Genomic DNA, 22,730 nt, shown 5'->3' with positions numbered 1-22,730 from the left:
GTTAGCGCTAACATCCCTGTTTTCTGAGGGGCTTGGCGATTGCGCCTTAGGGTGCGGCCAGCGGCCCCAACATACGAAACAGCCAGGTGCAGATGGACGGCACCGGGCTGTTTTATGTTCGCGATGTTGGGATCGAACCGACTGGTTACGATTTTGACGCGTTGAGTTGTTCGGAGGCCTGCTGGGCCGCAGCCGCAACAGCCTCGCTTTTTTGTTCGGGCGTGGCATCGGGCGGCACATCGACCTTCACATTGCGCGATGCCATCTGGATGCCGTTTTCCTTGAACATCGCCAGCACGCTTTGATAGACGGTCTTGCGGATGGTGAATTGTTCGCCCGGTTTTGAGGTGTATTTCAACCCGATGACCATGTTGAACTCTTCCATCCGGCGGACACCTTGCGATTTCAGTGGCTCGATGAAGCTGTCGCCAATCAGCGGATCTTCCAGCAAATCGGCCGAGAGTTTCTTGACCAGCTTTTTGATCTTGTTGACGTCGGTTTCGAACGGCACGCGGAATTCAAGTTTGACAATCACCCAGTCGCGGCTGTGGTTGACGATGGATTTAATCTCGCCAAACGGTACGGTCTGAAGCGGGCCGCGGTGATGGCGCAATTGCATCGAGCGGATCGAGATGTTTTCCACCCGCCCGCGCAGATTTTCAACTTCGATATATTCGCCAAGCCGGAACGCATCATCCAGCAGGAAGAACACACCCGCCACAACGTCGCGCACAAGCGCCTGACTGCCAAAGCCAAGGGCGAGACCAACCACGCCAGCACCGGCAATCAGCGGCCCGATATCAACGCCCAGCGAGGACAATGTGACCATGGCGACCATGATGATAATGACCGTGAAGGAAAAGTTCTTAAGCAGCGGCAGCAGCGTTTCAATCCGCGATAGGCCGGTGCCACCGCCTTCACCGTCGCCGTGACCGCCTCCTGAGGCATTCATACGTTCATCAAGAAACGCCTTGATCAGCGACCAGATCAGATCAGCAATCAGCAAGATCATGATGATTTCGGTCGAGGCATCAATGATGCGGGCAAGTATCCCGGCATCGTTGGCCGTGGCAAGACGATCAAGGCCCCAGATGCGCCACATACTGGCAAGAACAAACACAAGGGCGAGCAACCGCACGCCACGTTTAAGAACCTTGGTAAAGACCGGGTGTTTTGGTTTTACCGGTTCGAAGTCTTCATCATGTTCGGTCGCATATGCCAGTGCAGCGGCATTTTTGTCGGCGGCTTCCTGATCGGCGATCAGGACTTTTTTGCGATGCTGGCTTTCGATGATATTGCGCAGGATGACATCAAACAGGCAGGCAAGGCCAATCGCCAGCAGGGCCTTTAGCATCCGCTCGGCACCAATGACTGCAACGCCACCAACCAGAACCAGCCACACACAGACAATGGCGGGCCAAAGCCGCGCAATGGACGTTGGCAAGGCAAGCTTTTCAACATTGCCGCTGACTTTGTTCGCGGCAAAAAAGCGGCCAAGCGAAACAGCGGCCACACAAAATGAAATCACCGAAATCACCACGGCAATATCAAACAGGATGATATCGCCCAAAACCATGGTGGGCGCGGCACTAAACACACCGGCCAGGCCAAAGGAAAACAGTGAAATGCCTGCGGCCAGTGTCAGGCTGCGGGTCAGGACTGCGGCAGCATCCGGATCCACATTGATCATGCGTAGGCCTTCAGCCTTGGGTGCGAACAGGAACTGAAGAACGATCATGAGAATGCGCAGCAGGAAGAACGCCATCAAAAGCGACATCAGCGCGCTTTTCATAATCGGCGGCCAGTCAAAAATCATGAACGTCCCGATCGATCCGATGGCAAACACACCAAGCGAAAGCAGCGATAGAACGCAAAGCGTGACAATCTGTTTGAGGCGATCCGTAAATTTGACGGGGGACTGAGCTTCAAGATGAGCGCACATCGGCGCAGCCACCCGGCGATAGATGATTTCAGCAATCACCCCGACAGCAACAAAAACAGCGGTGAAGAGGATTAACTTCATCAGCCCGGTGCGCCCCATGTCAGACGACATGAAGGTGCCGGTGGCATCAAGTTCATCGGGGAAGGCCGAGAGGCCTTCTATGGTGCGTTCAATCCGCTCTTTGGTGCGCGCGACACCCGCGTCAAGAAATCCATAGTAGCTAAAGGTGTTTGCTGCGACATCGTCGGTGGGGGGGGCTTGATCAATGCTGGTTTGATCATCATCGCCCGAACCGGCCATCGCGGCAACGGCGGCCACTTGCGCATGTGCGGGGGGAGGCGGGGTGATGACACAAATGGCGAAAAGCCAAAGTGCCAGACAGATCGTTGTTTTGATTGCTGATTTCATCCCGCTCATTATCCCCTGTTACGCGCAGAATCCTATCTGACAAAGATGGGGACATTTGGGATAAGCATCAAGAAATAGTTTCACGACACATGCGGTTATGATCGCAAAAGGTGTGGCGTTGGCGCGTAAGATGATGCGTCAAGGCCGACCGCATTGGCGACATGCATCCATGAAAAAACGCGCTGGCCAAAGCACAGCGCGTTTTAAATTCTTTGGGATGCCGGTTAGGTGCCTTAGGCAGCGACCGCAACGCCCTTTTCCTTGAGGTGCTGGGCCAATTCGCCCGATGCAAACATCTCACGGACGATGTCGCAGCCACCAAGGAACTCGCCCTTGACGTAAAGCTGCGGAATGGTCGGCCAGTTTGAAAAGTCCTTGATGCCCTGACGGATTGCCGGGTCAACCAGAACGTTGATGTCTTTGAACTGAACACCAAGTTCTGCCATGACTTGAACCACAGCAGCAGAGAAACCACACTGCGGGAACATCGCAGTCCCCTTCATGAACACGACGATATCGTTATCGTTGATGTCCTTCTGGATACGCTCGAAAACCGGATTGTCGGTCATAATGATTGTCCTTGGCTTTGGGCGGGGATTTTTCCGCCGCGGGAATAGTTAAACTTTATGGTCGAAGATATGGCTGGAACCTGCGGTTCTGTCAACTCTTGCGGCGATTTTGGCGTGCTGTGCGCAGGTTATCCCAGCTGTAAACGCCAAGTCCGATCCAAACCAAGGTGTATGTCACCATGTGGGCTGTGGTGAAAGCCTCGCCAAAGACCATGACCGCGATGATGAACTGTATCGTCGGGTTGAGGTACTGCATCAGACCAAGGGCGGAAAACTTCATATTGCGTGCGGCAAAGGCAAACAGCACAAGCGGGATCGTCGTGCAGATGCCAAGCCCGATCAACAGTGCGTCCTGTTCAATTCCGATATTGCCAAATGCCAATTCACCGTGGCGTTGCAGCCAGACCAAATAAATCAGGGAGGCCGGTGTAAGCAGAGCGCATTCAACAAAAAGACCGGCAATCGGATCGGCGGGCACAAATTTGCGGATCACACCGTAAAAGGCAAACAGGGTAGACAGGCTGAGCGCAATCCATGGCAGGTGGCCATAAAACACCAGAAGGTTCAAAACCCCGACGGTGCAAATCGCCACCGATAGCATCTGAATCCGGTTGAGCTTTTCGCCAAAGAAAATCCGCCCCAGAATAAGCATGACCAACGGCATGATGTAATAGCCAAGGCTGGCCTCAAGCGCGTTGCCACTATTGATCGCCCAGATGTAAATCACCCAGTTTCCCGCCACCAGAAGGCTGCTGAGAAACAGCAAGCCAAGTGTTCTGGATGATGAAATCAACGCCCACAGCTGTTTGCGCTTTCCCAGTGCAAACACCAGAATCAGGGTCAGGGCCGCTGACCAGACGATACGATGGGAGAGGATTTCAAGCGGCCCGGCAAAGCCGACCAGTTTGAAATACAGGCCAAAGGTGCCCCAGATGACAAAAGCGCCAAGTCCGGCGAGGGGGCCTGCGCCGACTAATGCTGGTTTTTCGGTTGATGACATGGGTGTTGGGCCGTGATCCGTTAATGGGGCTGTGTCCGGCTGGCAACAACGGTCGGCCGGGATGGGTACGCAGGTTTGGTCGAGCTTCAAGACGAAGGGCGCCGAACTGTATCCGGCGCCCGTAAGCGTCTGACATAGGCCCGGTCATGGTGGCGTGGGCAGATGTCGAAAATCTTCGTCATGTCGACGATGGTGGTGGCAGTGGCGGTGGCGGTGGTTTAGACGATTAGTCGGGGGCCGATGTCTGCAGCGCCAGCGCATGCAGATCGCCGCCCATTTTGCCCTTAAGCGCGGAATAGACCATCTGATGCTGGATCACGCGGGTTTTGCCGCGGAACTGCTCAGAGACAACAATTGCCGCATAATGATCGCCATCGCCGCGCAAATCCTCGATGCGAACCTGTGCATCGGGCAGTGCTTCCTTGATCATGCTTTCAATTTCATAGGCTTCCATGGCCATGGCGTTTATTCCTTATGATAGATCGAATGGCAAATAAGCCAATTCGAAGGGACTTGTTTTGTTTGGTATATGTTGTTGCCCCCGGCGCTGTCAATTTCTGCGCAGCATCGATTAAGCATCATTGGTTGAAGATGCGCTAATGCTTGTGTTGCCCGCGATAATTGGCTAAACAGCGAAACAGGGTTGCGCACACCCGCCGTCCGCAAGGTTTATGCCTTTGGTAAAGTGACGCAGATGAAATGTATCGGACCCGTTTCCAGATCAGGCAACGGCCCGGCAACGCGGACGCCCGGCCTCCTGTATGGAGACGATGAATGACTTCAAATACCTTAAATATTAGCCGTGCCGATATCGACACGGATGCCACCGAACAGTTCAAGGCACAGGCAAAACGCCTGCGCAAAGCCCTGGCCGCACGTGATGTCTCAATCTCGCATGCCAGCTCGCTTGAACTGTTGGCGCAAAGTCATGGGTATCGTGACTGGAACACGGCCATCGCCATGGCACGGCGTAACATCCCGACCAATGTCGCCGATCTTGGCATTGGTAAACGATTTGCCGGATCATACCTTGGCCACGCGGTCACCGGATTAATCCGCAGTGTGACCGCCACACCGGTTGGCGGCGTGTTTCGCGTCGAGGTGCATCTTGATGAACCGGTTGATGTGGTGGAATCCAAACGCTTTAGTGGCTATCGCCAACGCATTGCGTCACGGATCAACGAACATTGCGAGCCGGTCCTGACCAATGGCAGGTCTGGTCCGGGGCTTTCGATTGATTTGTTGCTGCGTGATGCTGATAGCGTGTGAACACGTTTGTCACAGACATGCACGATGAAACCCTCCGGCAGCTTCCAAAAGTTGCCGGAGCCTATTTCTTTGTGATTACGCTTGCTTCCGACATGACGCTGAAAAAACAAATGCTTCGCCGGACCTATCCTGCCTAAAGAAACCCATCTTTATTGCGGTTCAGCCAACGAACCGGGTGGGGAAAGTGTGTGTTGCACGCTAAGCTGCAGGCGCCAAATACGACAGTTCCGGTGACCGGTTTCGGATGCTAGTGATTGTCGCAACTGCGCATCCCATCTGTTGAAAAAAGAGTCTTCAATCGCGTTTTGTCGAGATGTGCTTTTCTTTTATTTTGGCAATTCTGGCTTGATTGTCCTCTTTGATGCTTCTCCCAAAGTTTTCGTTTCGCAATTTGTTGAAGCCCTCAGGGTTGAGCTCGCAGTGGTAGAAGTAGTGTTCTTTTTTCCGCTCAATCTCATCTTTTTCGACTTGCTTGTTAGTTTTTGGTTTTGGCCTCCATACCCGGTATCCATCCGTTATCGAGCGCCAAATGGCATAGATCAGAGCTAAGATAGATACCCACTCTGGGCCTAAAAATTCGAATATTATGTAACCTATCGGAACGACAGAAGCTTTAAAGAACCAATGCGTCTTGATCAGCCGGTAGAAAATGCCTCTTCTGCGCCATTCTTTGTCAACTTGCTCTCTGACTTCGCCTCTTGTTCTGTACGGAATGTCACTGAATACGACTTTCCAATTTTGAGTAGGTGAATTTTCACAGGCGGTGTTAAATTGGGAGCTGTCAAAAGAGAAAACGACCTTGCGCTCGTCGTGAGAAATCCACGCCATTAAAGGTCCTGATTCGGAATTCTCGCAGTATACCGCATCGCCATCAATGTTTTCAGCAAAGCACATCAGCGGAACATTGTATCGCTCAAGCCAATAAGTTGCTTCATTTCTTAGCAGAGAATCAGGAGCTATATCGCGATTTTCAAACGTCAGGTATATTGCTGCAAATTTAGCTTCACCTATTGGCGGCGAATATTTGACAACGAAGCCGTCCCTGACTGCTGTAGCGCCGTCAAAGAAAAGCTCATCATCTTCTGAATATAAAATCGCCTATCCCCCCGTCATACTCATATGACGCCCGACGGCGGGTTTTTGACCTTTGCGGTCGATGACGAAATCATGGCCCTTGGGTTTGAGGACCATGGCGGCATCCAGCATTTGATTGAGGGCGCGTGGATCGCCGGTGCGCAGGGCCGCACGCAGATCAACGTGGTCTTCCTGACCCAGACACATGTAAAGCGTGCCGGTGCAGGTCACACGCACGCGGTTGCAGCCTTCGCAGAAGTTATGGGTCAGCGGCGTGATAAAGCCCAGACGTCCGCCGGTTTCGGCAACGGTGGTATAGCGGGCCGGGCCGGGGGTGACGTATTCGGACGGGATCAGGGTGTATTCCTGCTCCAACCGTTCGCGGACCACGGTTAGCGGCAAATATTGTTCTGTGCGGTCGCCATCAATGTCGCCAAGCGGCATGGTTTCGATCAAACACAGATCAAATCCTTCTTTGCCACACCACGCGACAAGGCGTGACATTTCGTCTTCGTTGAAATTGCGAAGGGCGACGGTATTGATCTTGATGTGAATGCCAGCCTGTTTGGCGGCTTCAAGCCCGGCCAGCACCTGTTCAAGGCGGCCACGGCGGGTGATTTCGGTGAATTTCTGTGAATCAAGGCTATCAAGCGAGATGTTAAGCCGTTTGACGCCAAGCCGGGCCAGATCATCGGCATAGGTCGCAAGCTGACTGCCGTTGGTAGTCATGGTCAATTCATCGAGCGCGCCGGTTTTAAGATGGCGCGACAAATCAGCAATCAAATCCATGATGCCACGCCGCACCAGTGGTTCACCACCGGTCAGGCGCAATTTGCGCACACCGCGATTGATAAAGGCCGTGCAGAGCTGATCGAGTTCTTCGAGCGAGAGAACCTCGGACTTTGGCAGGAACGTCATGTTTTCCGCCATGCAATAGGTGCAGCGGAAATCGCAGCGATCGGTTACCGAAACGCGCAGGTAGGAAACATGGCGGCCATACTTATCGATCAGCGGTATTGTCATGGCTTGGGGCTCAGCACTGTTCGTTGGTTCAAAATACGATATTTGGGACGTTGACTGTTGCATAGCAGACCGGGTTTTGACCAGTCTGTTTCAATCGCGTCCGATCACCTTTCCGTCAGGTGGGATATCATCATATACCACACGACACGGGGACGAAAAAACCGCGCCCGACATATCGGACGCGGTTTTTGTAAGCTGTTTGCGGGTAACCGTGGGGTAACGGCCGTTTTGCCTTGGCGCGCGTCAAATGGCGTTAGCCTGCTTTTTTGAGCGCGGCATAGTCGTTATCAATCGCCTTAACCACGGTACGCAAGGTCGCAACATTTTCGCTGCCAAGCTTTGCCACCAGTTCAGCCGAATGTTCCGGCACAGCAAGGGTTTTGCGCACATCGCGGAACAGGGCATGGAGCATCAGAATGCAATGGGTTTCCGTGAAAGTCCAATTGCCGCTACCTGACGGCAGGTTGTCGTTGACCAGCTGCATCAGCCATTTTTTGCGATGTTCGTAATCCTTGAAATGCAGGGCCATGCGGGCAAAGACCAGATTGATGCGTAACGCAACAGCAGGTTCCTTGGCCAGATGTTCCCAATATTCGGTCGGATCACGCAGTTCATCGTCTTCGTCGGCGTGGGCTTCGATGATGGCGTGAATTTCACCGTCAATTTCCTGAAGCATATCCATGCCGACCATCATGCGAATGACCTTGAAGAAGGGCTGCAGGATGCTGCGCGACAATGCACCGTGTTCAAGGTCACCAGCTTCGCCACCTTCCAGAAGGTATTCAAAACGGCTGACCAAAAGGCGGCCGAATGGATCGTGGCGTACCGCAGCCTTTTCGCGGGCCTTGAGCGATTCCATGTCGCTTTCGAGCACGGACCATGCCCCGTCAAACAGGTTTTCCTGATCGCGAAGGCCGTCGACGGCTTTTAGAATTTGTTCTTCGGTAAGCACACCGCCGTGGTCGCGGGCATGATGGACCAGCCCTTGGGCAAAATGTTCCAGCACAGAAAAGGCGGCGACGTGGTGGCGCTGCTTAAAGCTGTCACGTGGTGGTTTGTTGACTGCAATCATAAAGCTGTCCAGACCTCGGTTAAGACGGTTGCGCAGATGAATGGTGCATTTATCTTGTCAGAATAAGCCCATTTAATACGCGGAATTCATTAATAATTTAGTGTCAGCAATTCACATGCCAAGCGGCAGCGTAATCAGGGCTTTATAATGTGCCCAAATGTGGCGATCCGGATCGGTGCGGTCTTATTCGTAATCGATTGCCGCCTCGACGATTTCCAGAACCACATGGCGCGGGCGAATAATCTGACGCCCGGCTTCTTCGAAATTAACCGCGATGCGATCCCCATCAACGGCCTGAATGCGGCCCAATCCCCAATCGGGTTGATTGGGATGGCGAACGATGGTGCCGGGTGTTAGCAAAAAATCCATGGGGTACTCTGTCTGCCGTGTCTATGGTTTCTATATAGGCTCATCATGCCGGGGACACAAATCAACGCATAAATCAGGGTATGATGAAAATGCAGATTGCCCAAACAGGCAAGCACGACTTGCACCGTTTGGGGCGTTTGACGTCTGGGCGGCAAAATTTGCCGGGTAGTGCGGCGTCGGGGATGGGCCGGTTATCAACTGCGATGATCTTGATGAATGCAGGATGCGTTCAACCTATCAAGCTGTAAATTTCGCATTGGCTAAATAAGCTCTTAACATATCAGGGGCAATCTTGGCGCTTCGTAGCAGGTCGTGTGTCCGTCGTGACCGGTTATGGAAACGGGCATTGTGTTTGGGGACGCAATGCGGTGAACAGAAAAAAACACCTTGGAGTACCGCCGCAATGGATAATGACATCGCCCTTGAGATGACGCTGATCGAGTTGATCAGTTCGCGCATTTGTCATGACCTTGTCGGGCCGGTTGGTGCGGTAAATGCCGGGGCCGAACTGATGGGCGAAGAAGGTGTTTCCGATGACGAAGCACTGGAATTGATGCGTAAAAGCGGGCTTGAAGCAGCACGGCGCCTGCAATTGTTTCGTCTGGCATTTGGTCGGGCGGGCAACAGTGTTGATACCGCCTCGATGCGCGATGCTGCGCGCCATGCTTATGAGGCGGAAGGCAAGGTGACGCTTGATTGGCAGGACCTTGCATTTGATCCATCGCATGGACGTGTTGTTTTGAATATGGTCATGCTGGCCCGTGAGGCATTGCCGTTCGGTGGGGCAATCTCTGTTACGCACGACTCCGGTGGTCGCACAACGGTCCGTGCAGAAGGCAAACGCGCGGCATTACGTGCCGAAGTGATGAATGTACTTGAAAACGAAGTATCTGCAGATGAGCTTGATCCGCGCACTGTGCATGGGTTTTTCGTCAGAAACCTGGCGAAACGTTCCGGCGGGGCGCTTTCGGTCTTGCAACAGGAAGCAAATATTGCATTGATCTATGTATAAAAAATTGACCTGCGGGTCTGGTAATCCGTTGTGGTAGCTTCTACGTAAGTAACCGACGTAATGTGTGTTTCTTGCTGTTTGGGCATTAATGGGAGTTCCGGTTCCGGCAAACGGTTGATTGTTGGAGTTTTGGAGGGGGTATATGGACGATCTTTTAAGTGAATTTCTGACCGAGACTTCGGAAAGCCTTTCGACGCTTGACGTCGAGCTGGTGAAGCTTGAACAGAACCCGAATGATCCTGATATTTTGTCCAACATTTTCCGTTTGGTGCATACCATCAAAGGGACGTGCGGATTTCTTGGCCTGCCGCGACTGGAAGCTGTTGCGCATGCGGGCGAGAACGTGCTGGGGAAAATCCGTGATGGCGAGCTGATTGTGACACCGCCTGCGGTGACGCTGGTGCTGGAATCCATCGATACCATTAAATATTTGCTCGGTGAGCTTGAACAGAACGAAGCAGAGCCGGACGGCAATGACGCCGATCTGATTGCGCGCCTGAACCATTTTGCCGATACCGGCACGATCATGGGCGGGGACGCTGCACCGGCGGCGGCTGTTGAAGAAGCGCCTGCCGATGACGCGCCTGAGATGACTGACGACGAACGTTTGCAGGCCATCTTTGACGCGACGGAAGTCGACCCGGAAGTTGCCGAACCAGAAGCACCTGCACCTGCGGCGGCTCCGCCGGCTGCTGCCAAATCACAGGAAGTCGCCCCGGCCAAACCTGCCAAGGCAGCCGGTCCGAAAGCCGAAGCACCCCGTGCCGAAGTCAAGGAAAGTTCGGTTGCGGCCCAGACGATCCGCGTGAACGTCGAATTGCTTGAAAACCTGATGACGCTGGTTTCCGAGCTTGTCCTGACCCGTAACCAGCTTTTGCAGATGGTGCGCGGCAAGGATGACAGCGAATTTACCGTGCCGTTGCAGCGCCTGTCACATATCACGACCGACCTTCAGGAAGGCGTGATGAAGACCCGTATGCAGCCAATCGGCAATGCCTGGGCCAAGTTGCCGCGTATTGTTCGCGACCTTGCCCTTGAGATGAATAAGAAAATCGATCTGCAGATGATCGGTGCCGATACGGAACTTGACCGTCAGGTGCTTGAGCTTATCAAGGATCCGTTGACTCACATGGTGCGGAACTCTGCCGACCATGGCTTGGAAGACATTCCGGGTCGTCGTGAAGTTGGCAAGCCTGAAACCGGTACGGTCACGCTGAACGCCTATCACGAGGGTGGTCACATCATCATCGAGATTTCCGATGATGGTCGTGGGTTGAACCTTGAACGGATCAAGGCCAAAGCCATCACCAACGGTCTGGCGACCGAGAGTGAGCTGGAAAGCATGGGCGACCAGCAGATCCAGCAGTTCATTTTCAAAGCCGGTTTCTCGACTGCGGAAAAAGTCACATCGGTTTCGGGACGTGGTGTGGGTATGGATGTTGTTCGTACCAACATCGAAAAAATCGGTGGTACGGTTGAACTGAAATCGGTCGAAGGCCGTGGGTCGACCTTTATCATCAAAATCCCACTGACCCTGGCGATTGTTTCGGCCCTGATCGTTGAAAGTGGTGGCGAACGTTTCGCCATCCCGCAGATCAGCGTTCTGGAGCTTGTTCGCGCATCGAACAATTCCGAACATTCCATCGAACGCATTCACGACACCCCGGTGTTGCGTCTGCGCAATCGTCTTCTTCCGCTGGTCACATTGAAGAAAATTCTTGGGCTTGATACCACCGAAGAGGCCGATGACGGGGTTGATGAAGAAGCCTTCATCGTTGTTGCTCAGGTCGGAACATATTCATTCGGTATTATTGTTGACCGCGTGTTTGACACCGAGGAAATCGTGGTTAAACCGGTTGCACCGATCCTGCGTGATCTGTCGCTGTTCTCGGGCAATACCATCCTTGGCGATGGTAGCGTGATCATGATCCTTGACCCGAACGGCATTGCCAACCGCACCGGCGAAATCACCGTTGGGGATTCGCAAGGTGTTGAAGGCAAGGCCAAAGCCGATGCGTCTGATGGTGAAACCACCTCGATGCTGGTGTTCCGGGCCGGGGGCAATGAAGTTCGCGCCGTGCCGCTTGCACTGGTGGCGCGTCTTGAGGAAATCGATGTCGAGAACATCGAGCATTCCAACGGCCGTCCGCTGGTTCAGTATCGTGGCAAGCTGATGCCGCTGGTCTTTATTGACGGTGGCTATCAGATGAAGACCGAAGGTCGCCAGCCGACCCTTGTCTTCCAGGATCGCGAACGGACCATGGGTCTTGTGGTCGACGAGATTGTTGATATCGTCGATGACGTGCTGAATGTTGAATTGACGGCGGATCAGGATGGTCTGGTTGGCTCGGCCGTGATTGACGGCAAGGCAACCGATCTGATCGATGCGGGGTATTATCTTGAACTGGCCTTTAGTGACTGGTTCGGGACCGAAGAAAATGGTGGCGAGAAGAAGCGTGTTCTTCTGATTGACGACAGCCCGTTCTTCCGTAACCTTCTGACGCCGATGCTTTCGGTTGCCGGGTTCCGTGTGACGGCACTTGAAAATGCCGAGCAGGCCATGGAACTTAAAAACCGTGGCGAAGTCTTTGATGCGATCATCAGTGATATCGAAATGCCCGGTATGAACGGCTTTGAGTTTGCTGAAGCATTGCAGAATGACGAGCTTTGGGGCGAGACTCCGATCATTGCCCTGTCGTCGCATACGAAAGACGAAGATTTCGAGCGCGGTCGCCAGGTTGGCTTCAGCGATTATGTGGCCAAATTTGACCGTGATGCGCTTGTCTCGACGTTGATCCAGACATTGAGCACCATTTAATCGGGAGATTTTCCAAATGAGTGACAATAAGGCACTTGTCCCGAGCCATGAACGTGGGGCAGCTCTTGATCTTCGCGGTGACACCAAGGATTTTGTCACCGCGTATATCGGCAAACAGCTTTTCGGTATTCCGGTTCTGACGGTTCAGGATGTTTTGGGGCCGCAGCGTATTACGCGCATTCCACTTGCACCGCCCGAAGTTGCGGGTTCGCTGAACCTGCGCGGGCGTATCGTTACCGCAATTGACGTGCGCAAACGTTTGGGGCTTCGTGACAAGGAAGACGAAGATCCGGGCATGAGCATCGTTGTTGATCAAGGTGGCGAACTTTACAGTTTGATGGTTGATCAGGTGGGAGAAGTTCTCAGCGTGCCTAAAAAGGCGTTTGAACAGAACCCGGCAACCCTTGATGCACGCTGGCGGGAATTTTCCGATGGAATTTTCCGGCTGGATAAAAAGCTTTTGGTTATTCTTGATGTGACGCGACTGCTTGATTTTAATGCTGCAGTAAAGCAGGCTGTCTGATCTTGGATACTGTGCCGGGCGCCTTAATGCGTCCGGTGCGATGCCGTTCTTGGCTTAACGACCTAGAAACACGAGAAGGAAGTCGATGAAGAGTTGTCTCGTCGTCGATGATTCAAAAGTCATCCGAATGGTCGCGCGCCGCATCCTCGAAGAAATGAGCTTCGAGGTTGTTGAAGCAGTCGATGGTCAGGAGGCACTTGAAAAGTGCCTTGAAGATATGCCCGACGCGGTGCTGCTTGATTGGAACATGCCGATCAAAAGCGGGATTGATTTCCTGCGAGAACTTCGGGCATCCCCAGGTGGGGATGAGCCGGTGGTTGTCTTCTGCACGACGGAAAACGACCTGGAGCATATTCAGGAAGCCATCACAGCCGGTGCGAATGAGTACATCATGAAACCGTTCGACAGCGAGATCATTCAGGCAAAATTTGAACAGGTTGGTCTGATTTAGATCGCCTGTTTTGATGTTGCCGTCTTGGCAATCTGTCCTTGATCTCCTGAGAGTCTAGCGGGGATGCTGCTACGTGGAAGAAGTGCCTGTCCATTCGCCTTACAAAGTCCTGATTGTCGATGACTCCGCGATTGTGCGGGGGCTTGTGACACGCATGATGGCCGAAGACGACGAAATCAACGTCGTGGGCTCGGTCAATAATGGTGAAGAAGCCCTTGCGGTCATGGAAGGCGGTGGCATTGAGGTCGTGGTTCTCGACATCGAGATGCCGGTGATGGACGGGCTAACGGCTTTGCCAAAACTGTTGGAAATTGACCCGACAGTGCGGGTGATCATGGCTTCCACCCTGACCAAGCGGAATGCCGACATCAGTTTTCAGGCAATGACCCTTGGCGCGGTTGACTACATTCCCAAGCCCAGTTCAGCAAAAGACCTCAATGTCGGCGAAGGCTTCCGGGCCGAACTTCTCGACAAGGTAAAGGCATGGGCCGAGCAGCGTCGCAAGATGCTCGAAGTCGAGGAAGCACATGCTCTCGCCCGTGCCGAGGAAGACGCGGCATTAGAGGCGGCTGCGGAGCACCCCGTTGAGGCTGATCCACAGGCACCCCAAGATCCTGAAGCCGGGGAGGATGCGGCCGCCGGTACTCCTACTTCGGATGACAAGCACGATAAGGATCAGGCACCGTTCCGTGCTCAAATGTCGGTCGAGCATCAGCAGATGCAAAAAGTCGGACGTATTCAGCGCAAACGGTTTACCGCCGAATTGCGGCCGCGTCCGATGCAGCAGCATCCGCGTCCGCAACAGGTGCAAATGCGCCCAACGCCGCAAACACCAGCCCAGCCTGCACCTTCGTCGCAATCACCGCAGTCTGCTCGCGCAGTCGATCCGGGCCAGCGTGCGGCGACAGTGCCGGGAAATCCGCGCGTGCAAGGTGCGCCGCGTGATCCCGGGGGGCTTATTCGCGATGCTGCCATTGCTGTCGGAAATACGGCGGGCAGGGCTGCCGTTGCCAAACCGGCCATACCCGGAAAGCCGAGTGTTCCAGCCCCGGCCAAGCCATCGGCAACCCCGGCCGCAAGAGCGCCAGCACCCAAACAACAACGGCCAAACACAGCGCGCGGGTCTTCTGCTCCTGCGCCGACACGGGCACGTGTTGGTGGCGGTAAAGCCGTATCGTTGTTGCCGGAAAAACGTCTGAACGTTGAAGTGATTGCCATCGGCAGTTCGACCGGGGGGCCGCAAGCATTGTTTGAAGTGTTGCGCGGGCTCGCCGGTGTGCGTCAGCCAATCTTCATTACCCAGCATATGCCTGCGACCTTTACGACGATTTTGGCGGAACATATTACCCGCTTGACTGGACTTAAGTGTCAGGAAGGTCAAAATGGGATGCCTATTGTTGGTGGACAGGTTTATCTTGCGCCGGGTGATTACCACATGACAGTGGAAGGGCGCGGTGCGTCGCGCCATATCAAGCTGAACCAAAATCCACCAGAAAACTTCTGCCGCCCGTCGGTCGATCCGATGTTGCGCAGTATCGTTGAAAGTTATGGTGGAAATATTCTGACCGCGATACTGACCGGAATGGGACAGGATGGTATGCTTGGTGGACGTGCTGTTGTCGGTGCCGGGGGAATGGTTGTGGCACAAGACGAACAAAGCAGTGTTGTATGGGGGATGCCGGGCGCAGCAGCGCATGCTGGTATCTGTTCTGCTGTTCTGCCGGTCGGCGGAATTGCGGCCTATATTAAAAAATTCGCGGGGGGTCGTTAACCCACAATGATGAAGCCGGAAGACTTCGATTTCGTAAGCAGACTGATAAAGTCAAAGTCCGGGCTCGTTCTGAGTGAGGACAAGACTTATCTGCTCGAAAGCCGGCTGATGCCGATTGCGCGTAAGCGCGGCATGAAAGATTTGGGCGAGTTGATCGGTGCCATGCGTGGCGGCGACCGCCAACTGGTTGAAGATGTCGTCGATGCGATGACAACCAATGAAAGCTTCTTTTTCCGCGATACCAAACCATTCGATCAGTTCCGACATGTTGTTCTGCCACACATGATCAAGGCGCGTGCGTCGAAACGTCATTTGCGCATCTGGTGTGCTGCGGCGTCTTCGGGGCAGGAACCTTATTCGCTGGCGATGATTTTGGATGAATTCAAAAGTCAGCTTTCAGGGTGGCGTGTTGAAATTATCGGAACCGATATTTCGCGCGAGATTTTGACCAAGGCACGGGCAGGGATGTATTCCCAGTTCGAAGTCCAAAGGGGCCTTCCGATCAATCTTCTGGTCAAATATTTCCAGAAAAAAGAAGACCAGTGGCAGATTTCAGCCGATATCCGGTCCAAGGTTCAGTACAAGGAATTCAACCTTCTGGAAGATTTCCGTCCGCTGGGGCAGTTCGATATCGTTTATTGCCGTAACGTGTTGATCTATTTTGATCAACCGACCAAAAGCGATGTTCTTGCCCGCGTTTCGGCATTGATGCCAGATGACGGTTTCCTGTTCCTTGGTGGTGCGGAAACAGTTCTGGGTATTTCAGATAAGTTCAAACCGCTCGCACGTCAGCGCGGTATTTATCAGCTCAACCGTCCGGGCGCACCGGAAGTTGATCTGACAGCCCTTGAAAAAGCACAGGCCGGTGGGACTGCTGCGGCATCAAGTGGTGCGGCAACCGGTGGTCTTACCTTCCAGAAGCCCAAACATATGCAAACGGCGGCAGGTGCTGCGACCGGGACGGCTGCCCGTCCGGCAGCACCGGGTACGGCAGGCGCGACAACTACAACTACCCGCCCCACAACAAGTTCCACGACCGCACGTCCGTTTGGCACCGCCGGTACGACAGGTACGGCTGGTACAACAGCGCGCCCGACGACAACAGGGACAACCGGAACAACGGCGCGTCCGGGAACGACGGGCACGACCACCCGTCCATCTGGGACCGGGACAACCGGTACAGGCAGTTCGTTCAGTAAGCCGTCAGGTTCGACTGGTACGGGTTCTACAGCACGGCCGGGATCAACAGGGACGTCCGGGACTGGTTCGACGGGTTCTACCTATCGTCGGCCGCTTGGCACCGCAGGAACCGGTACAACCGGTACTGGTGCCGGTGGCACGCCGCCGCGGCCCTCAAGCGGGACGGGGAATACAGGTGGTGCCGGCGGGACGGCCCGCCCGTCATCGACCTATGATCGGTCCCGTTTCGGGAAACCGGACGACAAAAAATAACCGACAGCCGGTTCATTGCCGACTGTTCGGTGATGAACTGAAAGTCGGAAACGAATATGATTTCTTCTTCCACTGCCGCAGCACCGCGCAAGGCGTTAACTGATCTGCAACGTCGTCGTAAGTTGGCGATCAGCTGCCTTTCTGTCCTCATGATAGGGGCATTGCCCCTGATACAGTCAAATGCTGCTGTGGGGATGTTTACCCATGAAGCTGTTGAAACCGCCGGGGTGCTTTTGATTGCGATTGCCATTCTGGGGCGGGCATGGTGCACGCTTTATATCGGTGGCCGAAAGGCTCAGGAACTTACCGATAGCGGACCCTATTCAGTCAGTCGCAATCCGCTTTATGTTTTCAGTTTTATTGGTGCGGCGGGGATTGGTGCGCAGACCGGCAGTCTTTTGATGACACTGTTGTTTGTTCTGGTGGCTATTGCTGTGTTTTTACCCGTGATCCTGCGTGAAGAACGCGCCTTGGCTGAAATTTTTGGCAATGCGTTTGTTGCGTATCAGGCTGACGTGCCGCGTTTCGGGCCCCGGTTTTCAGCATGGCAAGATATGGAAACACTTAATATTCGACCCAAACTTTTGTGGCGGACACTTTGTGATGGCTTGGTGTTTTTGATGGTGGTGCCACTGTTTGAATTGATCGACTGGCTGCAGGTAAGCGGGATCGTTCACCCGATTGTTCATCTGCCCTAAAGTCGGTCGGAGTTCGGGGCCATCTTGGGCCTAATGCAATATGGTCCAGATACAAAAACGCCCCGGTGCAGATCCGGGGCGTTTTTTGATTACGGGCACTCGCGCAACGTTTCCCAGCACCATCGTGCTTTGGGAAAGGGCAAGATCAGGCCGCAGCGCTGTTGGTGTCAGGATCGCGCAGGACATAGCCCCGGCCCCAAACCGTATGGATGTAGTTGTCGCCTTTGGTTGCAGACTGAATTTTCTTACGCAGTTTGCAGACAAAAACGTCAATAATCTTGAGTTCCGGCTCATCCATGCCACCATACAGGTGGTTGAGGAACATTTCCTTGGTCAGTGTCGTGCCTTTACGCAGCGACAGCAATTCAAGAATGCCATATTCCTTACCGGTCAGATGCAGTGGTGATCCGTCGACATCGACAGTACGAGCATCCAGGTTCACATTGAGTTTTCCGGTCGCAATCATCGACTGGGCATGGCCACGTGAACGGCGAACAATTGCCTGTACGCGTGCCAGAAGTTCGCTTTTTTCGAACGGCTTGGTAAGATAGTCATCAGCGCCGAACCCAAGGCCTTTGACCTTGTCTTCGGTTTCCGTCAGCCCCGAAAGGATAAGAACGGGGGTGTCGACGCGTGCATCGCGTAAACGTCTGAGGACCTCGTAGCCATCAATATCTGGCAGCATCAGGTCCAACAGAATAATGTCGTAGTCATAAAGCTTACCGATCTCCAGGCCATCTTCGCCAAGGTCGGTTGTATCGATTACCATGCCTTCAGACTTGAGCATCAGCTCAATGCTGTCAGCATAGGTGTTGTCATCCTCAACCAGCAGCACCCGCATGTTTCTGCTCCGTTACCGTGTTCCGCAATAAGTCCGTGTTTATCCGGTTATTCGACAAGCGCCCCAACGATTGTCGGTCGGGAAATTTTATCCCATTCCGTTAACGATACGTTGCTTTGCGACTCGTGGCAAGCAGCCGAGTCGGATCTTGTTAACTTTTTTTCATCTCCGAATGCGACTCGGAGGCGGAATGCGAGACTTCCCAACGGTTTGCGGCGTTAACCAACAAGGGGCGCAAATGATTTTTTTTGCGAATTTTCCGTATACACAGCTTTTTAACGCCAATTATGCCTATATATTTGGTACGACGCGGCTCGATTTGCCACCCCAACCGGCAATTGTCATTCTGATTGATATCGGGTCACTGTCGATATGACGCCCAGTAAAAGCAACAGTAACCGGAAAAGCCCCTAAACGTGTTCCAGATCGGTCGCAACATTATCGCAGATCTTCGCCGCATCCCCGATTACCGTGTTGTCGGGCGGGTGACCGCTGTTTTGGGTCTATTGGTTGAAATCGGTGGTGTTGAAGGCGCGCTGTCTGTCGGCGACCGGTGTAAGGTCAAGCGTCGCGATGGCGAAGCCGTCGTCTGCGAAGTCGTCGGGTTTCGCAATGAACGCGCACTGTTGATGCCGTTTGGTATTCTGGACGGGATCGGCATTGGCTGCGAAGTTGAACTGGCCGATACCCAACCGCAGGTCTATCCCGATGAAAGCTGGCTTGGCCGTGTGGTCAATGCATTTGGTCAGCCGGTTGACGGCAAAGGACCGCTGAGCGAGGGGCAACAGGCCTATCCGATCCGCAACATGCCGCCATCGGCCCATTCACGCCAGCGTGTCGCGGGCAAGATTGATCTTGGCGTTCGGGCGATGAATACGTTCCTGACCTGTTGCCGGGGGCAACGTATGGGCATTTTTGCCGGGTCAGGCGTTGGTAAATCAAGCCTGCTGTCGATGATGACGCGCCATACCACATCCGATGTTTCCGTGGTCGGGTTGATTGGGGAACGTGGCCGTGAAGCCCGTGAATTCATCGAGGATGATCTGGGCGAAGAAGGATTGCGTCGATCGGTGGTTGTTGTGGCAACTTCGGACGAGCCACCATTGATGCGCCGTCAGGCAGCCTATATGACCATGGCGATTTCGGAATATTTCCGCGATGTCGGGCGTGATGTGCTGTGTATGATGGATTCCGTTACCCGCTTTGCCATGGCCCAGCGTGAAATCAGCCTGTCGGTCGGCGAACCGCCCGCGTCAAAGGGCTATACCCCAACCGTATTTGCCGAATTACCCCGTTTGTTGGAACGTGCTGGCCCCGGTGGACCGGGACAGGGATCGATCACCGGACTGTTTACCGTTCTGGTGGATGGTGATGATCATAACGAGCCGATTTCAGATGCGGTGCGCGGTATCCTGGATGGTCACGTGGTTCTGGACCGCTCTATCGCCGAGCAGGGCCGTTATCCGGCGATTAACATCCTGCGCAGTGTCTCGCGTACGATGCCCGGCTGTAACACCGAGGGCGAAAACCAGATCGTTTCGCGTGCCCGCCAGTTGCTGGCAACCTATGACGATATGGCAGAATTGATCCGGTTGGGCGCCTATCGAAAGGGAACAGATCCAAAGGTTGATGAAGCAATCCATTATTTCCCCTTGATTGAGGAATTCCTCAAACAGCGCAAAACAGAATGCATGCGGCTCAATGATGGGTATCTTGATCTTGCGCGCCGCCTTGATCTGGTCGCACCGCAGGATGATGCGCCCCAGATGGCGCAAAATGGTGTGGCAGGTGGCCGTGGACCCGCAGCAACGGGGCAAATGGCACCCAATGAGTTGCCCGGTGCCGCACCCGCGCCGCCACCGTCAACAGGACCCATTCTTAAACCCCGCGAACCACGTTCCAAGGTCACCAGCAGTTCCAATCGCGGGAACGAGCAGGACCTGAACGAAGCCAAACGGGCGCTTCGCCGCGAGCAAAATAACGCCAAAGGCGGGGGTGGTGAATGAGTATTCAGCACACCGCATGTTTTACCAGACATAGGTAACGCGCCATGGCCAAGGATTTCAAAACCCTATTGCGCATGCGTAAATGGACGCTTGATGACAAGCGCCGTGAGCTGGGCGAGATGATGGGGGTGCTTGAAAACCTGATTTCGGAAAAAGAAGCCCTCGCACAGGCGCTGATTGCCGAACAGAAAATAGCATCCGAGAATCCCGAACTGGTCGGGTTTGCTTATGCCAGTTTTGCCAATGCGGTCATTGCCGAACGCGAAGCATTGGACGGGCACATTGCCGAACAGGAACGCAAGATTGACGCCTTTCGCGAGGAAGTGGCAGATGCTTTTAAGGACATGAAAACGGTCGAGATTGCAGAACGTAATCGGGTAGAAGCCGAACGCGCGGAAGAAGATCGTAAAGAACAGGAAGAACTCGACGAAATTGGCATGCGTTCGGCCACCCGTGATGACGGACTTATGTAGACGCGACCTTTTCCCCGGAAAGTTCGGGTTCCTTGTCAATCAGCATGTCAATGAAAGTAGCTATATTGTTTTTCGCAGCACCTTCATTGGCGAGGCGTAACCGCTGAATTGCAAAGGGTGAATCACCAAAGGTTGCGGTGTGATCAGCTGGGATATTCTGATCAAAAATGGTTTTGCCACTTTGTTTGTCGATAACTTCATACCGAATGAGCGTCTTCACGGTCAAATCAAGACCGAAGATCGGTTGATCGACTTCCAGTAAGGTTACGCGCAGTTCATAGGGTGCATCGCCTTCGAGCTTTGATAGAAGACCGGTGTTCTCAAGAGAAGCAATCAAGGCCTTTTCAAAAGCCTGACTGCTGATTTCCGAGGTCCACATGGGGTTGGTTTCTTCACCGCCTTTAACGCGCGATACGGTAATGTTCCCGTGATATGAAGATGTCTCTGCTTGCGCAGTATCAACGCCTTCTGTGACGGTCATATTTTGAAATTCAGCAGGGGACGCGCAGGCACTTAAGATTGCCAAGCCAATGACGGCGGCAAGTTTCTTGATGGCAGAGTTCATCTTATCGTCTTCCTCATATCCAAGTTTGGGTTTGGATGATGCCGTTGATATCTGGCAACACTAAACAAGAAGACGATAAAATTAATACACGCTCAAGTAGATATTGTCTGTTTTTGGGGATGGTGTTTTAAGCGGCAATATCCACCCCGGTTTCGATCCCGGTTACCCGTCGCAATTCATTTGGTGCGAGTGCAAACACGGTTTTGGGCGTGCCTGCGGCCAGCCAGATGGTCTTTTTTGTCAAAAGCTTTTGATCAAGCAGCGTTTCAACGGGTTTGGCATGGCCAAATGGCGGCACGCCGCCGATGGCATATCCAGTCAGTTCGCGGACTTCCTGTGCGGTTGCCTTGCGAATTGGAAGGCCGATCAAGCCTGCTGCGCGGTGTTCATCGACCTGATCGGCACCGTTCATGATGATCAGCACCGGTCGTCCTGGCTCGGTGACGAAGACCAGTGATTTTCCGATCTCGCTGATGTCACATCCGATTGCGGCGGCAGCATCTGCGGCGGAATGGGTGCCATCGGGAAAAGAGAACACATCGATATCGCCAAGACCATGTTCGTCAAAGGCATTCTGTAAACACTGAGGGGGAGCAACTTTTTGCATTATGTACTCTCTTGCGCGCGGCGTTTGAGTTTTCGCTTCCTGTTCAGAAGGTTCAGCGTCTCGACCGATAGGCTAAATGCCATTGCGAAGTAGATGTAGCCTTTCGGGATGTGGATTGCGAGCCCGTCAAGCAACAGCACGAAACCAACCAGAATGAGAAAAGACAACGCAAGCATTTTGACCGATGGATGCTTTTCGACAAATTCTCCAATGGTCTTAGCTGCGACTAGCATCACCAGAACAGACAAAACCACGGCAATCATCATGATTGAGATGTGATCAACCAGACCAACGGCTGTGATCACGCTGTCGAGTGAAAAAATGATATCGAGCAACATGATCTGTGCGATGGTCATGGCAAAGCCCGACATTATTTTCCCCGGACCGTGTTCTTCGGGTTCGTCAATGCTGTGATGGATTTCCTTGGACGCCTTGGCAATCAGGAATAGCCCCCCGATAATCAGGATTAAATCACGCCCACTGATCTCTTTGCCAAAGGCGGAGAACAGCGGGGTGGTGAGTTCCATGACCCACGCAATGCAGGCCAGAAGCGCAAGCCGCATGCCCATGGCACCAATAAGACCGATCCGCCGCGCAGAAGCCTGCTGTTTTTGCGGGAGTTTGGAAACAATGACCGACAGGAAAACGATATTGTCGATCCCCAGAACAATTTCAAGCGCAGTCAGGGTCGCAAGACCCATCCACATATGAGGATCACTGATCCATTCAAACATGATTTTTTTCCCAAACAGGTATTATTGGCACATGGTCGATTGCAGATAAAATG

The 22,730-nt window shown here is 53.6% G+C and carries 20 protein-coding genes and 3 pseudogenes; 11 read left to right on the top strand and 12 right to left on the bottom strand.

Annotation, left to right across the window (positions count from 1 at the left end; genetic code table 11):
• Positions 1 to 145 precede the first annotated feature (145 nt).
• The 4 genes from AMM48_RS19580 to AMM48_RS19565 form a co-directional block, all read right to left on the bottom strand.
• Positions 146 to 2,350, bottom strand: coding sequence for a mechanosensitive ion channel family protein (locus tag AMM48_RS19580; protein ID WP_102785448.1), 2,205 nt, complete (start codon positions 2,348 to 2,350; stop codon positions 146 to 148).
• Between the two features lie 233 nt (positions 2,351 to 2,583).
• Positions 2,584 to 2,919 carry a Grx4 family monothiol glutaredoxin gene (grxD, locus tag AMM48_RS19575; RefSeq protein WP_022731825.1) on the bottom strand — a complete coding sequence of 112 codons (336 nt, stop codon included), beginning with the start codon at positions 2,917 to 2,919 and terminating at the stop codon, positions 2,584 to 2,586.
• A 91-nt stretch (positions 2,920 to 3,010) separates the two neighbouring features.
• On the bottom strand, positions 3,011 to 3,919 hold the full coding sequence (gene rarD, locus AMM48_RS19570; protein WP_102785447.1) for an EamA family transporter RarD: 909 nt from the start codon (positions 3,917 to 3,919) through the stop codon (positions 3,011 to 3,013).
• A 226-nt stretch (positions 3,920 to 4,145) separates the two neighbouring features.
• Entirely contained in the window at positions 4,146 to 4,379 is a 234-nt protein-coding gene (locus AMM48_RS19565; RefSeq protein ID WP_101301983.1) for a BolA family transcriptional regulator, read from the bottom strand.
• A 314-nt stretch (positions 4,380 to 4,693) separates the two neighbouring features.
• Between AMM48_RS19565 and AMM48_RS19560 the strand changes: the two genes are divergently transcribed.
• Positions 4,694 to 5,188 carry a glyoxalase superfamily protein gene (locus AMM48_RS19560; protein WP_102785446.1) on the top strand — a complete coding sequence of 165 codons (495 nt, stop codon included), beginning with the start codon at positions 4,694 to 4,696 and terminating at the stop codon, positions 5,186 to 5,188.
• 294 nt (positions 5,189 to 5,482) lie between these two features.
• On the opposite strand, the gene AMM48_RS19555 is transcribed toward AMM48_RS19560, so the two are convergent.
• From AMM48_RS19555 to AMM48_RS19540, 4 genes are all read right to left on the bottom strand, one after another.
• On the bottom strand, positions 5,483 to 6,016 hold the full coding sequence (locus AMM48_RS19555) for a hypothetical protein (protein ID WP_102785445.1): 534 nt from the start codon (positions 6,014 to 6,016) through the stop codon (positions 5,483 to 5,485).
• Positions 6,017 to 6,286: 270 nt separating this feature from the next.
• On the bottom strand, positions 6,287 to 7,285 hold the full coding sequence (gene moaA, locus AMM48_RS19550; RefSeq protein ID WP_244271320.1) for a GTP 3',8-cyclase MoaA: 999 nt from the start codon (positions 7,283 to 7,285) through the stop codon (positions 6,287 to 6,289).
• 253 nt (positions 7,286 to 7,538) lie between these two features.
• On the bottom strand, positions 7,539 to 8,357 hold the full coding sequence (locus AMM48_RS19545; RefSeq protein WP_102785443.1) for a hypothetical protein: 819 nt from the start codon (positions 8,355 to 8,357) through the stop codon (positions 7,539 to 7,541).
• A gap of 183 nt (positions 8,358 to 8,540) precedes the next feature.
• Positions 8,541 to 8,726: a DUF3553 domain-containing protein gene (locus AMM48_RS19540; RefSeq protein WP_022731831.1), complete on the bottom strand. Its 186-nt coding sequence runs from the start codon at positions 8,724 to 8,726 to the stop codon at positions 8,541 to 8,543.
• Positions 8,727 to 9,129: 403 nt separating this feature from the next.
• Here AMM48_RS19540 and AMM48_RS19535 point away from each other — a divergent pair, with 403 nt between their 5' ends.
• The 8 genes and pseudogenes from AMM48_RS19535 to AMM48_RS19505 all read left to right on the top strand — a co-directional run bounded on the left by AMM48_RS19535 (position 9,130) and on the right by AMM48_RS19505 (position 17,451).
• The gene (locus AMM48_RS19535; RefSeq protein WP_102785442.1) at positions 9,130 to 9,738 is read left to right on the top strand and encodes a histidine phosphotransferase family protein; all 609 of its coding nucleotides are present in this window, start codon (positions 9,130 to 9,132) and stop codon (positions 9,736 to 9,738) included.
• Positions 9,739 to 9,880: 142 nt separating this feature from the next.
• The gene (locus AMM48_RS19530) at positions 9,881 to 12,556 is read left to right on the top strand and encodes a chemotaxis protein CheW (RefSeq protein WP_102785441.1); all 2,676 of its coding nucleotides are present in this window, start codon (positions 9,881 to 9,883) and stop codon (positions 12,554 to 12,556) included.
• Positions 12,557 to 12,572: 16 nt separating this feature from the next.
• Positions 12,573 to 13,079, top strand: coding sequence for a chemotaxis protein CheW (locus AMM48_RS19525; protein WP_101301991.1), 507 nt, complete (start codon positions 12,573 to 12,575; stop codon positions 13,077 to 13,079).
• A gap of 85 nt (positions 13,080 to 13,164) precedes the next feature.
• Positions 13,165 to 13,530 (top strand): response regulator, encoded by a 366-nt coding sequence (locus AMM48_RS19520; RefSeq protein ID WP_101301992.1) that lies wholly within the window; start codon positions 13,165 to 13,167, stop codon positions 13,528 to 13,530.
• A gap of 73 nt (positions 13,531 to 13,603) precedes the next feature.
• Positions 13,604 to 13,954: pseudogene (locus AMM48_RS22510) on the top strand (response regulator); the annotation flags it as partial.
• Positions 13,955 to 14,734: 780 nt separating this feature from the next.
• A pseudogene (locus AMM48_RS22415) lies at positions 14,735 to 15,301 on the top strand (chemotaxis protein CheB); the annotation flags it as partial.
• A gap of 6 nt (positions 15,302 to 15,307) precedes the next feature.
• Positions 15,308 to 16,753, top strand: coding sequence for a protein-glutamate O-methyltransferase CheR (locus AMM48_RS22530; RefSeq protein ID WP_102785439.1), 1,446 nt, complete (start codon positions 15,308 to 15,310; stop codon positions 16,751 to 16,753).
• Between the two features lie 56 nt (positions 16,754 to 16,809).
• Positions 16,810 to 17,451, top strand: a complete 642-nt coding sequence (locus tag AMM48_RS19505; protein ID WP_102785438.1) for an isoprenylcysteine carboxylmethyltransferase family protein — start codon at positions 16,810 to 16,812, stop codon at positions 17,449 to 17,451.
• Positions 17,452 to 17,596: 145 nt separating this feature from the next.
• On the opposite strand, the gene AMM48_RS19500 is transcribed toward AMM48_RS19505, so the two are convergent.
• A complete protein-coding gene (locus AMM48_RS19500) occupies positions 17,597 to 18,292 on the bottom strand; it encodes a response regulator transcription factor CtrA (protein ID WP_102785437.1) in 696 nt (231 codons plus the stop codon).
• Between the two features lie 416 nt (positions 18,293 to 18,708).
• Here AMM48_RS19500 and fliI point away from each other — a divergent pair.
• Together fliI and AMM48_RS19490 are read left to right on the top strand one after the other, a co-directional pair.
• Positions 18,709 to 20,031, top strand: a pseudogene (fliI, locus tag AMM48_RS19495) (flagellar protein export ATPase FliI); the annotation flags it as partial.
• A gap of 311 nt (positions 20,032 to 20,342) precedes the next feature.
• Positions 20,343 to 20,771 carry a flagellar FliJ family protein gene (locus AMM48_RS19490; RefSeq protein ID WP_102785435.1) on the top strand — a complete coding sequence of 143 codons (429 nt, stop codon included), beginning with the start codon at positions 20,343 to 20,345 and terminating at the stop codon, positions 20,769 to 20,771.
• Here AMM48_RS19490 and AMM48_RS19485 read toward each other — a convergent pair.
• The 3 genes from AMM48_RS19485 to AMM48_RS19475 form a co-directional block, all read right to left on the bottom strand.
• Positions 20,764 to 21,336 (bottom strand): hypothetical protein, encoded by a 573-nt coding sequence (locus tag AMM48_RS19485; protein ID WP_102785434.1) that lies wholly within the window; start codon positions 21,334 to 21,336, stop codon positions 20,764 to 20,766. The genes AMM48_RS19490 and AMM48_RS19485 overlap by 8 nt on opposite strands.
• 127 nt (positions 21,337 to 21,463) lie before the next feature.
• The gene (locus AMM48_RS19480; protein ID WP_102785433.1) at positions 21,464 to 21,943 is read right to left on the bottom strand and encodes a YbaK/EbsC family protein; all 480 of its coding nucleotides are present in this window, start codon (positions 21,941 to 21,943) and stop codon (positions 21,464 to 21,466) included.
• Positions 21,943 to 22,677 (bottom strand): TerC family protein, encoded by a 735-nt coding sequence (locus AMM48_RS19475; protein ID WP_102785432.1) that lies wholly within the window; start codon positions 22,675 to 22,677, stop codon positions 21,943 to 21,945. Before AMM48_RS19475 ends, AMM48_RS19480 begins: the two co-directional genes overlap by 1 nt.
• Positions 22,678 to 22,730 lie beyond the last annotated feature (53 nt).

The organism is Thalassospira sp. GB04J01 (assembly GCF_000751115.1).
Lineage (GTDB): Bacteria > Pseudomonadota > Alphaproteobacteria > Rhodospirillales > Thalassospiraceae > Thalassospira > Thalassospira lucentensis.
Note: the sequence above shows the minus strand (reverse complement) of the source record. Positions and strands in the feature narration are given on the sequence as shown.